This window comes from Georgenia sunbinii (assembly GCF_036421875.1).
In the GTDB taxonomy this organism is placed as follows: domain Bacteria; phylum Actinomycetota; class Actinomycetes; order Actinomycetales; family Actinomycetaceae; genus Georgenia_B; species Georgenia_B sunbinii.
In genome coordinates this window covers 55,831-73,380 of sequence record NZ_JAZGOL010000002.1, presented here as the reverse complement: position 1 = coordinate 73,380, position 17,550 = coordinate 55,831, and the positions used below count along the sequence as shown (strand labels likewise).

Here is a 17,550-nt window from a genome sequence, read left to right as displayed (position 1 = left end):
CTCACTTTCACGCGACCAGGGGCGCTGCACCACACCAGGTGCAGGGCCCCTGGTCTCTTCTTGTGATTCGGGCCTGCTGGGCCGTCCGTCGTGCTTAGCTGAGCTCATGGACTCGGCCCTAGAATCTGCGCTCCGCGTGCGCATCATGGCGTGGGTCCAGGAGCGGGCCGAGGCCAACGGTGGTTTCGTCCGACGCGAGGAACTGCTCGACCACCGGATCGACGGCGAGAAGCTGCCGCTCATCGACTTCTCACGCGGTATCCGTAACCCTCGGGACTTCGAATCCACGCTCTCCATCGTCGCCTCGGTGCATGGCCCGTACGACGACGTCGAGTCCGAGGATGGGCTGCTGCACTACTCGTACCGGGACGGCGATGAGTGGGGTGGCGACAACCGCAAGCTGCGAAATGCCCTGCAGACCGGCCAGCCACTCATCCTGTTCCGTAAGGAGATGGCGAACATCTACACCCCGGTGATGCCGGTGTACGTCGTCGATGACTATCCCGAGGAGCGCTCGTTCATCATCGCCCTCGACGAATCGTTCACGTTCCTGCCCGACGTCAAGCAGCTGACGACGCCGCAGCGCGAGTACGCGTTGCGACTCGCCAAGCAGCGCCTCCACCAGCCGGCGTTCCGGACCCGGGTGCTCGTTGCGTACGAGACCCGGTGCGCGGTGTGCGAGCTCAAGCACGGTGCGCTGCTGGACGCCGCGCACATCGTTCCGGACGGCCATGAGCGTGGTGTGCCGACCGTCGACAACGGGCTATCACTGTGCAAGATCCACCACGCGGCGTACGACGCAAACATGCTCGGCGTGACGCCCGAGTACGAGGTCCGTATCGCGCTCGACCTGCTCGCAGAAGTCGACGGGCCGATGCTTAAGCACGGTCTCCAGGCGATGCACGGTCGCCATCTCACGGTGCCGGCTCGCCGGCGCGATCAACCGTCGCGAGAGCTGCTCGACTGGCGCTACTCGCGGTTCGCCGGCTCATGACGTTGGACGCCGGGAAGCCCAGGGTTCCGGAGATGTCAGAGCCCGTGGTTAAGCTGCCCTCGTCGCTCCAAACTGCCACATCCTGAAGAGTCCGAGGCCATTCGTTGTCCCAGTCGAGTCGACCATCGGTTCACGCCGAAGGTTCACGAGGTGTTTTGTCGACGACGATTGATTCCGTCCTCGAAGAGATCCGGTTGCCGGAGACGCAGTTCGAAGTCGCCCGCGCAATGGCCGAGCTGCGGGCACCATGCAGCTCGGCCCGATCGGTAACGATGGTGGCGCGACGACTCGGCTTGCATCGCGGTCTCACCGCGTCGACTTGGCTAGCGGTGTGCGAGGCGCTCGAGCCAGTACGACAGCGGTACCGATGGGCGCAGCGCGTCGTGCCGGCGCTCGGTAGGTTCGAGGGCCTGGCGACCGTCGACATGGTGACTCAAGCTGTCGGCAGTGAACTCCTCACCATGGATCAGGCGGCTGCACGCCTTCTGACGCGGAGCATGGTTGGCACGCAGGAGCTTTCTGATGCAGTTGTGGGAGCCGTCGGTGACCATGATGTTCTCATTGCCGCATCGCTGCCGCGGCCTGCGACGATCATTGTGGACCTCCGACTGCTCATTGAGGACCTCGACCATCGTGCGGGCGCTTATCCGGCCGCGTCCGTCACCAAGCCCATTCACGATCTCGGACTGTTCTCGCTAATGGGATTGCCGCAGGGTGCCCTCACTCGCCTTGTCAGGGGACTCACGAATGAACACAGGATCGCGGCGCCCCGGCTCCCACATGAGCGCGTAGTCACTGACTTGGCACCGGAGCCGGCACCGACCGGCTTGTCGACCGACGTGAAGCCGCTTCGCTCGGACAGCACGGAGACGAGACCCGAGGATATGGCGCTGCCGTCGAAGGACGTGCTCGCACGGCGTCGCGATGTGATGCAGTCCGACGGTCCTCGAACGGGCAAATTGGGCACGCAATCCGAGCGAACACCGGCTGTCAAGGTCACCCCCACGCGGGACGAGAGCACCGTGGCCATCGATGAGACCCAGGCGAAGCAGGGATCGGCGAAGGCGACGGCCCCGGCAGCCACCAAGTCCACTGGCGCGAAGACCGTGAAGGCGCCGGCGAAGTCCGCGGCCAAGGCGCCCGCGGAGAGCGCCGACCAGACCACTCCCGCCAAGGCTTCGCCCAAGGCCGCCGCGAAGACCGTGGCCTCGCCTGCGGTGGCCGACACCGGCTTCATCGTCTCGGACGCCGACGACGACGACTCGCCGGTCCAGCAGGTCGTCACCGCCGGGGCCACCGCGGACCCGGTCAAGGACTACCTCAAGCAGATCGGCAGGATCGCGCTCCTCAACGCCGAGCAAGAGACTGAGTTGGCCAAGCGGATCGAGGCTGGGTTGTTCGCCGGGGTGACCCTCGCCGGCGACGAGGAGATCGCGGCCAGGCTGCGGCGTGAGTTGGAGTGGATCGCGCATGACGGCCGGCTGGCCAAGAACCACCTGCTCGAGGCGAACCTGCGCCTGGTGGTGTCCCTCGCCAAGCGGTACACCGGTCGCGGGATGCTGTTCCTCGACCTCATCCAGGAGGGCAACCTCGGCCTCATCCGGGCAGTGGAGAAGTTCGATTACACCAAGGGCTACAAGTTCTCCACGTACGCCACCTGGTGGATCCGCCAGGCGATCACCCGTGCGATGGCCGACCAGGCCCGCACCATCCGGATCCCGGTCCACATGGTCGAGGTCATCAACAAGCTCACCCGCCTCAGGCGTGAGATGCGATGGGATCTCGGTCGCGATCCCACGACGGAGGAGTTGGCGCTTGAGGCCGAGGTATCCCTGGAGGGAGTTGTCGAGGCTTTCAAGTACAACCGCAAGCCGATCTCCCTGAACACACCACTAGGCGATGGCGGTGACGTCGAGTTCGGGCACGAGATCGAGGACGTCGATGACCTGGTTCCTACTCTTAAGTTCTGGAATGAACAGCTTCGAGTGGACCTCTTCCACGTGCTCGACACACTCTCCGAGCGTGAGGCGGGCATCATCGCCATGCGCTATGGACTCGATGGCGGTGGGGCAAGAACCCTCGAGGAGATCGGCCAGGTATACGGCGTCACCCGGGAGCGGATCCGTCAGATCGAAGCGAAGGCCATGGCCAAGTTGCGTCACCCCAGCCGGTCTGAGGCACTGTGTGAATACCGGTCCGATGTCATGTGTCGCTATCCCGAGCCTGTCCGACCCAGCCCGGAACCCTTCGAGAGTAGCGATAGCAGCGAGGCCGACGGCCAGCTCACTACCGACGGCGCAGCCGACGATGCCAAAGAGGGGGGCGATCTCCGCGCGAACGACAACGGTGCTCGTCAGGAACGCGACCGCGTGCTGCAGACCCAAGCCGTTGACCAGCCTTCGGAAAGGCCAGTACTCGATGCGTTCGGTAGCGCGGTGATCCGAGTGTCGACGGCTGAGCGGTCACCCCTCTCGAGTGCCGCCGTCGCACCTGAGCACGTACCCATGCCGAAAGATGGGAAAGTACCACGGATGCCGTTGGCGGCAGTATCTGAGGCGGGCGGCTCACGAGCACCCGTTTTGGACGCCGATCCGCATGGCTCTCGTGATGACTGTAAGGCGGCAGATGCGAATCACGTTGGTGAGGCCACACTCAACCGACAGTGCGCCGACGTGCGGGCTGAAGCTGGGACGAGTGCGGCAGCGCCGTTGCCTGACGACCCTGGAGGTAAGGCGCCGACCGTGGTGACTCCGAAGCACCGATCCCTGGATGAGAACACCTACCCTCGCTCTGAGAGTCGGCGTCCCCAGGCACCCACCCGACGCGACCTACGCGCCGTGCCGAATCGAGCCGGTGGAGTCGTCGCGTCAGCCATTTCACGTCTATTGAGCAAGCGCAAGAATTAACCTTCCCTAAGAAAGAGGTCCCGGTGGCAGAAGAACTTCATCTCAGTGGCTACGACGATCGGCGGTCGCTTCTCGCGCAGCGGTACACGCGGGCTGGGCGCAGTGTCTACGTTGTCGCCCTGCCGTTGCGGTTGATCTCGACTCATCTGCCTATTCCTGATCCGGAGAAGCCGTTCGAGGGTAACCGGCGGGTCAACTTAACGCATGCGCGAAAGTTCGGGCAGTACTGGCGGGCGAACCAAGAATGGGTGTCGCCACCATTGTTGCTCGACACATTGGCGCCTTTGCTCGACAATTTCGACCCAAAGTACGCAGCGGGTGGCGTCGAAGTTGGCGTCCTAAAGTTGCCATACAACACCGCTGGTGAGCTAGATATTCTCGACGGGCAGCATCGCATCCTCGGATGGAAGCTCATCGCGGACACCATCTCTGACGACCTGAAAAAGAGCCGCGAGCAACTCGAGCGGTCCAAGCGTGCCGAGGATCCAGTCGGTATCCAGTACTACGAAGGTTTGACGCGAGAGGCCACAAGAGATCAGGAGCGGCTCGGCCGCGAGTACGTCACCCTTGAGATCCTCGAGGGGCTGGACGCCGAGACTCACAAGCAGTACTTTAGCGACATCGCGGTAAACGCTAAGGGGATCACGAAGTCGACCACGGTGAGCTTCGACCAACGCCAGATTGCGAACCGTGTGACCACTAGCATTGTTCGCGAGCTGCCCATTTTGCGGGATCGAGTCGACTTCGAACGAGATCGCGTCATGGGTCAGAATGAGTCCTGGCTTGGCGCCAAAAATGTCTCCGACATTGTCAAGCATGTTGCCCTTGGTATGTCGGGCCGGGCGACGAGTGCCTTTGAGGTGGAAGCGAACGAAACTCCCCTCACCAAGATCGCCATATCGTTCTTCGAGGCGCTCAGCTCATCGTTCGACGACCTCGAAGAGATGGCGCAGGGTGATATCGATCCCGTTGAGCTGCGTAATCGAAGTCTCCTCGGATCTGTCACGATCGTCCGCGTCCTCGCCGGGGCGTATCACGATCTTGCCGTCCGTGCGGAGAGGGGCGGCACCTTCAGCGTGAGTGCCGAGGGTGATGCTCGCGCTCGTCTTCTCTTCGAAAAGCTGGCACCGCACATGGACTTCCCGGTCTCCGCCGAGTGGCAAGCCACTGGCTACTTCGCCGAGGATGCGAAGGCGCCTAGCTCTCGAGCGCAGGACCTTAAGGGACTGAGCTCATTGATCGCTACATGGGGGAGTGACGGCCGGCCGTTCGTGCAGCGGTGAATGCCTCGCTGCAGGCCACGCGGCCAGTCGTGGCCTGCAGCGGCATAGTGCCGATCGGCTTCTAGTCGGCAGGTGGTCGGTTGGGATGCTCGCTCTCGGGGCATCGCCGGTCCCCTAGCCCTAGCCCTCGCGGTGTCAATCCTCCCAACGCAGGATGCCGCTCCCTTCGTAGCGCCGATACGCTGGCAAGCGCGTAGAAAGCGCTTACCGACACAGGGAGCAGACGATGACGTCAGCACGAATACCGGTTGGATACAGAAGAGCAGTGATCGCGGGGGCCACCGCCGCCGCGATGGGCGCCTCATTGCTGGCTATGCCGGCCACCGCCCAGACCGAGGAGCCCGGCTTCACCGAGATCCTCAGCTTCGAGGAGTACACCGTCGGCGCCCTCGACGGCCAGGACGGCTGGACGGCCTCGACGGCAGCCACGGTGATCCCCGACCCCGTCAACCAGAACAACCGGGTCCTGGAGATGACCGGACCCACCCAGCGGGCGCACCGAGCGGTCTCCGCCATCGAGGACGGTGACACCGGCACGGTCTTCTTCCGGATGCGGCGCGAGGGCAGTGTCGACACCTCCTTCGGCATCACCGACAACGACAACCCGTCGGACTTCGCCCACAGCCGCGCCTACGTGAACAACCAGAACAACGACACCCTCCTCGTCCGGGACGGTGGCCAGTTCCGCACCGCGGGCACCTGGTCGGAGGACGTCTGGCAGTGCGTGTGGATCGTCGCGGACAACGAGACCGACGAGGTCGCGGTCTACAGCCAGGGCGGCCCGTACGAGGAGCAGACCCGCTTGCCCGAGGGCGCCGAGGAGACCTTCGACTTCCGGGAGAACGTCGACGGCGCGCTCGACCGCTTCTTCTGGATCAACAACGCCCCGAACACCGGGCGTCTCATGCTCGACGACGTCGCGATCGACACCGCCGGCGCGAACCTCGACATCCCCACCGGCAACGTCGCGGACTGCGAGGTCGCCGACGAGTCGGCGCAGCCGCTCCTCAACCCGCTGCCCGACCCGGAGCTCTCGACCGTCGGCATCGAGGTCGAAGAGCTCGTCCAGCTGCCGGCATCGACGACCACCCCCGCGGCGAGCGACCAGCGCCTCATCCGGCACAACCGCATCACCCACCTCGACGAGGTGCCGGACGGCTCCGGCCGGCTGATGGTGCCGGACATGAACGAGATCCTCTACCTCGTCGACAAGGAGTCCGGCGAGTACGTCCCGTACCTCAACGTGCGTGACCACTTCGTCGACAACTTCCACAACCATGCGGGCCTGGGCACCGGCTTTGGCTTCGCCGAGTTCCACCCCGAGTTCGCCGAGAACGGCATCTTCTACACCGTTCACACCGAGGCGGGCAGCGCGCTGACCGAGGACGAGCCCGACTTCCCGGCGTTCGGCAACACCGGCTTCCACAGCGTCATCACCGAGTGGGACGCGACCGACCCGGCGGCCGAGACCTTCGAGGGCACCAGCCGCGAGCTCATGCGCGTCCCGTTCGGTGGGCGCGTGCACACCGTCCAGCAGATCGCCTTCAACCCCACCGTCGAAGAGGGCGACGCCGACTACGGCATGCTCTACATCCTCGTCGGTGACGGCGGCAACGGCGTCGGCAACAACAACCCGCAGGACCTCGCGACGCCCCAGGGCAAGATCTTCCGGATCGACCCGCTCGGCGACAACAGCGGCAACGGCGAGTACGGCATCCCCGCCGACAACCCGTTCGTCGACACCGAGGACGCGCTCGGCGAGATCTACGCCGTCGGCATGCGCGACCCGCACCGCATCAGCTGGGATCCCGAGGGCGACCACCAGATGTACCTTGGCCACATCGGCGAGTGGCAGGTCGAGTCCGTCTACGAGGTGCAGCCGGGCGACAACTTCGGCTGGTCCGTCCGCGAGGGCTCGTTCCTCGCCGAGAACCGGCAGATCTTCCCGCTGCCGCCGAACGACGCCGAGGACTTCGACTTCACCTACCCGGTGGCCGCCTACGACCACAACCGTGACCCCGGCCAGACCGGTGACGCCGGCGTCGCGCTCAACGGCGGGTTCGTCTACCGCGGCGAGATCCCCGAGCTGCAGGGCCGCTACATCTTCACCGACCTCGTGCGCGGCTGGGTGCTGTCCACCCAGGCCGACGAGATGGTCCGCAACGAGGGAGACCCCGCCGACCTCGCGACGATCGAGGAGCTGCGGGTCTTCCACGACGGCGAGGAGACCACCTTCCAGGAGCTCGTCGGCGACAAGCGGGTGGACCTGCGCTTCGGCGCGGACGCCGACGGCGAGCTGTACCTGGTGTCCAAGGCCGACGGCAAGATCTGGACCGTCACCGGCGCCCGCACCGTCGGGGCGCAATCACCGTTCGTGCTGCCCGAGCTCGCCGGCGACGTCGTCGCGCACTACGACTTCGACCACCCCGTCGACGGCGCGCAGACCTTCGAGGCTGACCAGGGCATCTCTGGCACGGACATCGAGCTCGTCAACGGCGGCGTCGAGATGCGGGTCGCGGACGCCGCGTACCCGGGGGCGGGCGAGGCGCTGCAGACGCAGCAGATGAGCCCGACCGAGCAGTCGAACGACGACTGGAAGGCCGGCGTGTACGACGCCGACGGCGTGGACTCCCTCGGAGCCTTCGCCAGCGCCGAGGAGATCTCCGTCATGGGCTGGTTCAAGCCGACCGGCCTGCACCCCGCGCTGAACACCAACTCGGCGAACCCCGACGACCGGTACAACGCGATCGGTCTCGCCGGCGTGCTCACCGGGGACTCCGACGGCCACGGGGTGCGTGCGCTCCTCGAGGTCATCACCGTCGATGGCGAGCTCAAGCTCGTCGCCCTGGGACGCCGCGTCGATGGCGAGGGGTCGTGGACGTTCGCCGCGGACCTCCCCTGGGACGAGATCCTCGAGCGCGGGGAGTGGGTCCACCTCGCGGCGAACTTCGACTTCGCCGACGGTGAGATGCAGCTGTTCATGAACGGTGAGCAGCTCGAGGGCGAGTACACGTCCTCGACCAACCCGTGGGGCCAGGGCGCCACGTCCGACACGGTCCCGGCCGGGATCAAGATCGGCGGCAGCTTCCCGCAGAACACCCGCGAGTCGAACCCGTTCACCGGGCGCATGGACGATCTCATGTTCCTCGACACGGTGGCGACGGCGGAGCAGGTGGCCGCGCAGTACGCGCTGTTCGACGCGCATCCGGTCGAGCCGCCGCTCGCGCCGTCGTGCTCGTTCGCGGAGCCGGTCACCGACCTCATGGCGGCCGAGAACTGGGCGCCGCGCACCCCGGACAAGTGGGAGCTGCCGGGCGACCAGATCATCCTCGCCGAGGCGGGCGACAACCCGGACGACGGCATCCGCCGGCCGTTCGAGTACGCCCTGCTCGACGACGAGACCTTCGGCTCGGTGCAGATGGAGGCGGAGGTCAGGCTCGACGCCCCGGCATCGGTGAACAACCGGGACATCATCCTGGTCTTCGGCCACCAGTCGGACACCGAGTACTACTACGCGCACCTCTCGCAGGACAACACGATCTACGCCCACAACGGCATCTACAAGGTGAACAACGCCGACCGGGAACGGATCGACGACCAGTACGACGGCGCGATCGGTGCGCCGCCGGCGATCACCGACGAGGAGTGGCACGACGTCCGGCTCGTCCATTGCGCCGACACCGGTGAGATCGCGGTGTGGGTCGACGGCCTCGACCGGCCGCTGATGACCGCGACCGACACCACCTTCACCGGTGGGAGCATCGGCTTCGGCTCGTTCGACAACACCGGCCGGATGCGGGACCTCGCGGTCTCCGTCCCGGCCGAGGTCGAGGTGCCGCTGCCGACGACGACGTCGCTGGACCTCTCGCGTCACGTCGGTTCCTACGGTGCGCAGACCAGCGCCGAGGTGACCGTCACCGGCGAGTCCGCCGCGCCGTCGGGAGCCGTGGAGATCCACGCCGGCGGCGAGGTGATCGCCAGCGGGGAGCTCAGCCCCGACGGCGAGCTCACCGCCACGGCAACGCTGGCGCTGCCGGCCGACCTGGCAGCCGGGGTGCACCGCCTCACCGCGGTGTTCCCGGGCAGCGCGGGCCACGAGGCCTCCTCGAGCCGCGCCGCGACCTACGTGGTGCTGCCGGCGCTCGCCCGGGTGGATATCGACGCGCCGAGCTCGGTGCCGGCGGGGACCTCTCCGGAGATCACCATCGAGGTGACCGGACGAGGGAACACCCCGACGCCCACGGGCACCGTCACCGTGAGAGTCGGGCTGTCCGAGGTGGCCGAGGTGCCGCTGGACGAGGACGGCACCGCCGTCGTCCAGCTGCCGGCCGTGCGCGGCGTGAGCGTGGTGACTGCGACGTACAGCGGTGACGACGGCTACGTCCCGGGGCTGGACATCGCGGTGATTCGCGGCCGCTGATCCAGTGAGCACGTGAGCGCCAGCCGGGCCCCGCACCACTCACGGTGCGGGGCCCGGCTGCCCATCCGGTGTCTCGGGTCGCCGGCCGCTGCCGTCAGCGCAGAGCGGACGATCCCGTCCAAAGATCGACTCTCGGACCACCCTGGCTAGGTAAGCGCTTGCTGCTACCGTTCGTTGAGTTCGCGGGGCGGCCCCGCGCCCCGGAGGCGCGAACGAGCCGCCATGACGTTGAAGGAGAAGGCATGGACGCCATCGCGTCAACAGCTGTGCGGCCTGGAGCCGGTCGACCGTGACGCCGCCGCGCACCCGAGCGAGCAACGGCCGGGCGGTGACCCTCAGTGACGTCGCGCGCGAGGCCGGCGTCTCGCTGGCGACGGCCTCCCGGGCGATCAACGGCAGCTCCGACCGCTCGGTCCGCGCCGACCTGCAGGAACGGGTGCTCGAGGCAGCGGCCCGGCTCAGCTACTCGCCCGACGCGAACGCGCAGGCGATGGCGCGCGGGAAGACCACCATCCTCGGGCTCATCGTGCACGAGATCGCCGATCCCTACTTCTCATCGATCGCCGCGGGCGTCACCCAGGCGGCGGAGAAGTCCGGCCTGGCCGTGACGCTGGCCAACACCCACCACGACGCCACGCGCGAGCTCGAGTTCGTCCAGACGCTGCAGAACCTGCGCGCACGCGCGATCATCCTCGCCGGTGGCCGGCAGGACGACGAGGCCGCCAACGAGATGCTGCGTCGCAGCCTCGAGGCCTATCAGCACAATGGCGGGACGGTCGCGATGATCGGTCAGCCGATCCTCGGCGTCAACGCCGTGCAGGTGGACAACGTCGGCGGCAGCGCGGCGCTCGCGGCCGCGCTGCACGCCCAGGGCTACCGGCGGTTCGCCATCCTCGGCGGCCCGCGCGCCCACCTGACGGCTCGGGAGCGGATCGTCGGCTTCCGGGACGAGCTCGCCCGCCTCGGTGTGGAGATTTCCGACGCCGACGTCGTCGAGAGCGGCTTCACCCGCGACGGCGGCTACGACGGCATGCAGGCGCTGCTGGCCGCGAACACAGGCGCGGAGGTGGTCTTCGCGGTCAACGACGTCATGGCGGTCGGGGCGATGGCGGCCGCCCGCGACGCCGGGCTGCGCCTGCCGCAGGACCTCGCCATTGCCGGCTTCGACGACATCCCCACCCTGCGTGACATCACCCCGGCACTGACGACGGTGGGTATCCCGCTGGAGGAGATGGGGCGCGCCGCCACCGCGCTCGCACTCGCCGACCCCTCGCAGGCGCCCGAGCTCGTCACCATCGCCGGAGAAGTGCTGATCCGGGAGTCCACGCCCGGGCCCGCGAGCTGACCGGGCGGTCCTTCGGCCGGCCGGCTGTGCCGGTGCGCGCACCGGGTCGCCTGTTGCGGTGCCGGCCCACGTGCCGTCCATTGCCCTGGCTCGGCAAAGTCCTTGACACCTCACTACGTCGACACCTAGTGTGGAAAGCGCATTCCCATTATTCGTCCCGCCCCTCGATGGAGAGCACATGAGCACCCGTACCCTGCGCATCGCGATGAACGGCATCACCGGTCGGATGGGGTACCGCCAGCACCTGCTGCGGTCGATCCTGCCGATCCGTGACGCCGGCGGCCTCGAGCTCGAGGACGGCACGCGCGTCCAGCTCGAGCCGGTGCTCGTCGGGCGCCGCGAGGGCGCCGTGCGCGAGATCGCAGAACGGCACGGGATCGAGCACTGGACCACCGACGCCGACGCCGTCATCGCCGACCCGAGCATCGACATCTACTTCGACGCGCAGGTGACCTCCCGCCGCGCCCCCGCACTGACGGCGGCGATGAAGGCCGGCAAGCACATCTACACCGAGAAGCCGACCGCGGAGACGCTCGACGAGGCCGTGGAGCTCGCCCGCCTGGCGCAGCAGACCGGCGTGACCGCCGGCGTCGTGCACGACAAGCTCTACCTGCCGGGGCTGGTCAAGCTGCGCCGGCTCGTCGACGAGGGCTTCTTCGGCCGCATCCTGTCGCTGCGCGGCGAGTTCGGCTACTGGGTCTTCGAGGGGGACATCCAGCCGGCCCAGCGGCCCAGCTGGAACTACCGCAAGGAGGACGGCGGCGGCATGGTCGTCGACATGTTCTGCCACTGGAACTACGTCCTCGAGGGCATCCTCGGCACCGTCGACACCGTCACCGCCAAGGCTGTCACCCACATCCCTACCCGCTGGGACGAGCAGGGCAACGAGTACCCCGCCACCGCCGACGACGCCGCCTACGGCATCTTCGACATCACCACGCCCGGCGGTGACTCGGTCGTCGCCCAGATCAACTCCTCGTGGGCGGTGCGCGTCTACCGTGACGAGCTCGTCGAGTTCCAGGTGGACGGCACGCACGGCTCCGCCGTCGCCGGCCTGCGTAACTGCGTGGCGCAGGAGCGCGCCCACACCCCCAAGCCGGTGTGGAACCCCGACCTGCCGGTGACCGAGCCGTTCCGCGACCAGTGGCTCGGTGTCCCCGCCAACGACGACCTCGACAACGGCTTCAAGCTGCAGTGGGAGGAGTTCCTGCGCGACGTCCTCGCCGGCCGCGAGCACCGCTTCGGCCTGCTCTCCGCCGCCCGTGGCGTCCAGCTCGCCGAGCTCGGCCTGCAGTCCTCCGCCGAGGGCCGCCGGCTCGACATCCCCGCGATCACGCTGTGAGCATGGTCGACCTCTCCCGGCTCTCCCTCAACACCGCCACCACCAAGGCGCTCACCCTGCAGGAGGCCGTCGACGCGGCCGTCGGGGCCGGGCTGCCCGCCGTCGGGCTGTGGCGCGACCGGGTCGCCGAGGCCGGGCTCGAGCAGTCCGCGGCGATCGTGCGCGACGCCGGCCTGCGGGTCTCGTCGCTCTGCCGCGGCGGGTTCCTCACCGCCGCCGACGACGACGGCCGCCGGGCGGCGCTCGAGGACAACCGTGCCGCCATCGTCGAGGCCGCCACGCTGGGCACCCGCGAGCTGGTCATGGTCGTCGGCGGGCTGCCGGCCGCCCCCGGACCGGAGGTGCCGCCGCTGCCGGGCGGCGACCGCGACATCGTCGCCGCCCGGCAGCGGGTGGCCGACCGGATCGGCGAGCTCGCGCCGTTCGCCGCCGAGCACGACGTCCGGCTGGTGCTCGAGCCGCTGCACCCGATCTTCGCCGCCGACCGTGCCGTGCTCTCGACCATGGAGCAGTGCCTCGACATGGCGGCGGACTTCGCGCCGGAGACCGTCGGCGTCGTCGTCGACACCTACCACGTGTGGTGGGACCCGACGCTGGAGAAGCAGATTGCCCGTGCCGGCCGTGAGGGCCGGATCGCCTCCTACCAGGTCTGCGACTGGAACCTGCCGCTCGCCGCCGACGCGCTGCTGTCGCGCGGTTATATGGGCGACGGCTACATCGACTTCTCGACGATCACCCGCTGGGTGGCCGCCGCGGGGTACGACGGCGACGTCGAGGTGGAGATCTTCAACCAGCAGATCTGGGACACCCCGGGGGACGAGGTCATCGCGACCATCGCCGACCGCTACGCCCGCCTGGTGCAGCCCTACCTGTAGGCCTGGTCTGAACCGCTAGGTGTGGAGTTTCGGTCCCTCATGGCCTGAAACTCCACACCTAGGCATTGGTGGGCAACTCAGCCCGCGGGGCATCCGGGACCGCAGGGGCGCGGGGTGCCTTGCCAGCCGCCCTTGCGTAGCGCGGACACGACCTGCATCGCGCTGCGGCACGGGGTGGTGAGGATGTGGCGCCACCGGTAGCGCAGGGTGATCTCGTCCGTCTCGAGCAACGCCGCGTTGTCCCGCCAGGTGTCCTCGTCGGTCCGGCCCCCGGGGTGCGCCAGCTTGCCGTCGAGCTCGACCCTCACCCCGAAGCCGCGGTACCGGCAGTCCGCCCGGATCAACCGACCGCCGAGCCGCTCTCGTGCCTGCAGCTGCGAGACCGGCAACCCGTGGGCGCGCTCGACGTCGCGCCGGTACCGCAGTTCGAGCGGCGACTCCACGCCGTCGGCGACCTCGCCGAGCAGGTCGACGACGAGCCGCCGTCCGGGGACGCGAGTTCGCTTTTCGAGCGCGATGAGGATGGCACCCGGGTGCACCACCTTGCGGGTGGCGCGGTTGAGGATGGCGATGATGTCGTCGTCGGCCGTGGCACGACCGATGAGGTCGACAGCGGTCTCGTCGGGCCTGACGGCACGGACCTTGCCCCGCCAGGCCTCTGGCATCCGCCGGCGGCGGTAGATCCGCAGCCCCGGCTGTGGCCTCACGGTACGAGGTGCCTGGATGCTGACCTCCACCGGGTTCGACGATCTCTGGTCCCGCGTGGCCTCGCTCTCGAACCACCAGTCGGAGGCTGTCGAGTGCGAGATGGCAGCGCCCTTACCGGCATACGCGAGGGCCGCCGAGACCTGGGTGAGCCACTCCGGCTTGCCGGAGTGGCTGATGTAGACCCCGGGGTAGGCGCGCTGCCACAGGCCGGCGTCGGCGCGGTGCCTCATCCACCTGTCCGAGGCACCGGCCTGGAGCAGCTGCGCGCGGGTCACGACGGAGTGCTGTTCTGCGGCGAGCTCGTCGATCCGTTGGCGGTCCCAGGGCATGCCACACCTTGGCCCGGTCTGGGCGGCGCCCGGTGGATGATGCCCTGACCTGTGGGCAAACCTGTGGAGAAGAGCGGCGGCAGGCGATGGGCCCGCCACCTGCGGCCCCGGCGGTCCTGCTAGGTGTGGACTTTCGGCCCGCTGAGGTCCAATAGTCCACACCTAGCGCCGCGGCGCCGCGCCGGCCGCGCTGGCGCCGTCACCGCGGCCGCGTCAGCGGATGTTGCCGTCCTCGCGGTACTCGCGCCAGACGTTCTCGAAGAAGTCGTCGGCCTCCGGGATGGGTCGGCGGGGGCGCCACGTCGGGTCGACCTCGCCGGCTCCCTCGGCGGCCAGCGCGAAGGCGATCTCCTGCACCTCGTCGTCGAGCGCTCCGCCGTCGAGCTGGAAGCGGAAGATCTCCGGCAGGTCCAGCTCCTCCGCGGCGTCGGGGCCGTGCCCGACGACGGGCAGCGAGCCCTCGGGGTCGGTGTAGAGCACCGAGCCGCGCGAGCGCCCGCCGTGGTCGACGTAGTCGGCCATCGCGGTGAGGTAGACGTACGCAGTGGTGAGGATGTCTCGCACGAGGAAGGTGCGGTTGACGGCGCGGCGCGACCCGGCGTCGGCGGTGACCAGCTCGCGGTACTCACCGAGCCAGGTCGAGACCTGCTCGAGCGCCTCGGCGATCGACTGCTCGGAGCGGACCGGGCCGGCCTTGGCGCTCATCAGCTCGCCGACGTCGCGCAGCAGGTCCCCGGTGTTGTCCACCGTGCCGCCGGCGAAACGCTCGGTCGCCGCGGAGACCAGCCCGACGGCGTCGGCCAGCAGCGGCTCCGCGGCGGCGGCGAAGGCCTCGGCCGAGACGGGATCCTCGGTGCGGCGTGAGGCGATGAACTGCGCCGCCCGGGTCGCTCCCACCTGGCCGCTGTTGAGCGCCGCACCACCGGGGCGGTAGACCCCGTGCGCGCCGCCCGCCTCGCCGACCGGGAAGAACCCGGCGACATTCGACTGCCACCAGGAGTCCACGACGAGCCCGCCGTTGTTGTGCTGGGCGCAGACGTCGACCTCGAGCAGCTCGGTCTCGAGGTCCACGTACGGGTTGCGCTCGAGGTAGAAGTTGTAGGCGGGCAGGTTCATGTGCTTGAGCCGCTCGATCGGCGTGCCGAACAGCACGCCGGCCTTCTCGAGGTACTCGTAGGCCTCCGGCGCCAGCGCGGTCGCGTCGAGCTCGTCATGCACCGGGTTGCGGCGGAAGTCGAGGAACACCCGGCGGCCGCGCAGCACCGTCTCGCGGTAGACGAGGAGGTCGATGAGCGAGGAGCCGTCCAGCGCCTTGCGGACGTCGAAGGGCCACTGGTAGCCCTTGAGGAACGTCATGGTCAGCAGCCGGCCGTAGTCGTCGATGGTCTCGGTGAGGAACTCGCGCTCGTCGTTGCCGTCGGCGTCGGTGGAGACGAAGCGGGGCAGCACCTGCATGTAGGTGCCCGAGACGTTCCACCGCGGCTTGGTCGAGGAGAGGCCGAACTGCCACTCGGTGACGTTCTTGCCGTGGATGCCGGCGCGGTAGGCGGCGCCGGACGCGCCCCACTGGCCGTTGGGGAACACCCGGGTGGCGTACAGCCCGGCGGGGCCGCCGGTGGCGTAGACGACGTTGGTGCACCGCAGCAGCAGGTAGGGGCTCTGGCTGCCGTCGTGCGGGACGTCGGTGCGCAGCACGAGCAGGCCGGCGACCGCGCCGTCGACGGTGATGATGTCGACGATCCGGCACTCCGGGAAGATCCGGGTGCCGTTGGCGTTGACCCGCTTCTCCAGCTGCTCGACCATGCTGCGCGAGGTGTACGGCCCCACCGAGGTGGCCCGCTGACGCGGGTCGTGGTCGGTCTTGTAGCCGATGAACTCCCCGTAGCGGTTCTGCGGGAACGGCACCCCGAGGTCGGCCAGGTGGAGGAACGCCCGGGCGGAGAGCGCGGCCTCGGCCAACGCGTTGTCGCCGTCCATCGCGCCGCCGGCGAACAGCGTCTGGGCCATCTCGCGCACCGAGTCCGGCTGGTCGCCGGACAGCGTGAGCTTGTAGTACGTCTGCTTGTCCGAACCGGCGTTGCGGCTGGCGCCGGCACCGATCTTGTCGGTGACCATGACGACGTCGTCCTGGCCGAACTCCACCAGGCGTTGCGCCGCGGCGTACCCGGCGGAGCCGGTCCCGACGACGACGGTGTTGGCGGTGATGACGGGGACCTCGAGACCGCCGATGGTCATCGGCTGCGGGTCGTGGCTCACGGGGTCGGCTCCTTGCTCGGGACGGGGGTGCACCGGACCGCGGCGCGTCGGTGCTGCGGGGGAGGGCTCAGAGCCGTGGGATGTGCATGCCGCCGTCGACGTCGATGATGTTGCCGGTCGAGTAGGGCATCTGCCCGGCGGCGAGCTGGGCGACGGCGCCGCCGACGTCGGAGGGACGGCCCCAGCGCGGCATCGGGACGGCGCCGGAGGCGAAGAAGGCGTCGTACTTCTCGGTGACGCCGGCGGTCATGTCGGTGGCGATGATGCCGGGGCGGATCTCGTAGACGACGATGCCCTCGGGGGCCAGCCGGGCGGCCCACAGCTGGGTCGCCATCGCCATGCCGGCCTTGGAGAGGCAGTACTCGCCCCGGTTGGTCGACACCGTGACAGCGGAGGTCGAGGAGACGTTGATGATCGTGCCGACCGGGACGTCGGGCAGCTCGCTGATCGCGCCGCGCTGGGTGACCATGGCGTTCGCGACGGCCTGGGTGAGGAAGTACGGGCCGCGGAGGTTGATGTCCATCACGCGGTCGTAGCTCTCGGTGGTCGCGACCACGATGTCGTCGCGCACCGCGGGCGCGACGCCGGCGTTGTTGACGAGCAGGTCGATGCGACCGAAGGCGCTGAGGGTCTCCTCGACGTAGCGGCGGTGGTCATCGATCTCGGCGACCGAGCCGCGGACGTAGATGACCTCGCCTCGCTCACGGAGCTCGGCCATCAGCTCGGCGGGCTCCTCGCGGGTGGCGAGGATCGCGACCGCGTAACCCTCGTCCAGCAGCCGGGTGGTGATGCCCAGCCCGATCCCCCGGTTGCCACCGGTCACCATCGCTACCTTGGCCACGGACGCTCCTCATCGACGACGTATCTGTGCGGGCCGGCGCCGCGTCGCGCGCCGCCCGGGAACGGACGACGGCGTGGTGCCGGCCCCGTCCATCATGGGCCATCACCGCCGCCGTGGCAAGCGCTTTCCGCCCGGTGGGTCGAGGGGGCGGGCCGAAGGTCGGACGTCGTTCGGATAACGATCGAGCAAACTTCTTGCGCCGGAAGCGCCGGACCCGTACCGTCGGGAAAGCGCTTTCGAAGAGCGCGTCC

General features: G+C 68.5%; 9 protein-coding genes and 1 pseudogene. 7 read left to right on the top strand and 3 right to left on the bottom strand.

What is annotated here, in order from left to right:
* The first annotated feature begins 145 nt into the window (after window positions 1-145).
* The 7 genes and pseudogenes from V2J52_RS04785 (at window position 146) to V2J52_RS04755 (ending at window position 13,165) form a co-directional block, all read left to right on the top strand.
* The gene (locus V2J52_RS04785; RefSeq protein ID WP_331227107.1) at window positions 146-994 is read left to right on the top strand and encodes an HNH endonuclease; all 849 of its coding nucleotides are present in this window, start codon (window positions 146-148) and stop codon (window positions 992-994) included.
* Window positions 995-1,878: 884 nt separating this feature from the next.
* Window positions 1,879-3,186: pseudogene (locus V2J52_RS17010) on the top strand (RNA polymerase sigma factor); the annotation flags it as partial.
* Between the two features lie 737 nt (window positions 3,187-3,923).
* On the top strand, window positions 3,924-5,183 hold the full coding sequence (locus tag V2J52_RS04775; protein ID WP_331226543.1) for a DNA sulfur modification protein DndB: 1,260 nt from the start codon (window positions 3,924-3,926) through the stop codon (window positions 5,181-5,183).
* A 265-nt stretch (window positions 5,184-5,448) separates the two neighbouring features.
* Complete coding sequence (locus V2J52_RS04770) at window positions 5,449-9,603, top strand: Ig-like domain repeat protein (RefSeq protein ID WP_331226542.1); 4,155 nt, start codon at window positions 5,449-5,451, stop codon at window positions 9,601-9,603.
* A 328-nt stretch (window positions 9,604-9,931) separates the two neighbouring features.
* Window positions 9,932-10,948 carry a LacI family DNA-binding transcriptional regulator gene (locus tag V2J52_RS04765; protein WP_331226541.1) on the top strand — a complete coding sequence of 339 codons (1,017 nt, stop codon included), beginning with the start codon at window positions 9,932-9,934 and terminating at the stop codon, window positions 10,946-10,948.
* 178 nt (window positions 10,949-11,126) lie between these two features.
* Window positions 11,127-12,290, top strand: a complete 1,164-nt coding sequence (locus V2J52_RS04760) for a Gfo/Idh/MocA family protein (RefSeq protein ID WP_331226540.1) — start codon at window positions 11,127-11,129, stop codon at window positions 12,288-12,290.
* Between the two features lie 2 nt (window positions 12,291-12,292).
* Window positions 12,293-13,165 (top strand): sugar phosphate isomerase/epimerase family protein, encoded by an 873-nt coding sequence (locus V2J52_RS04755; RefSeq protein ID WP_331226539.1) that lies wholly within the window; start codon window positions 12,293-12,295, stop codon window positions 13,163-13,165.
* A gap of 77 nt (window positions 13,166-13,242) precedes the next feature.
* On the opposite strand, the gene V2J52_RS04750 is transcribed toward V2J52_RS04755, so the two are convergent.
* The 3 genes from V2J52_RS04750 to V2J52_RS04740 form a co-directional block, all read right to left on the bottom strand.
* Entirely contained in the window at window positions 13,243-14,202 is a 960-nt protein-coding gene (locus V2J52_RS04750) for a type IV toxin-antitoxin system AbiEi family antitoxin domain-containing protein (RefSeq protein ID WP_331226538.1), read from the bottom strand.
* Window positions 14,203-14,415: 213 nt separating this feature from the next.
* A complete protein-coding gene (locus V2J52_RS04745) occupies window positions 14,416-16,437 on the bottom strand; it encodes an FAD-binding protein (RefSeq protein WP_491062175.1) in 2,022 nt (673 codons plus the stop codon).
* Window positions 16,438-16,525: 88 nt separating this feature from the next.
* On the bottom strand, window positions 16,526-17,299 hold the full coding sequence (locus V2J52_RS04740) for a 3-ketoacyl-ACP reductase (protein WP_331226536.1): 774 nt from the start codon (window positions 17,297-17,299) through the stop codon (window positions 16,526-16,528).
* Between the last annotated feature and the right edge of the window lie 251 nt (window positions 17,300-17,550).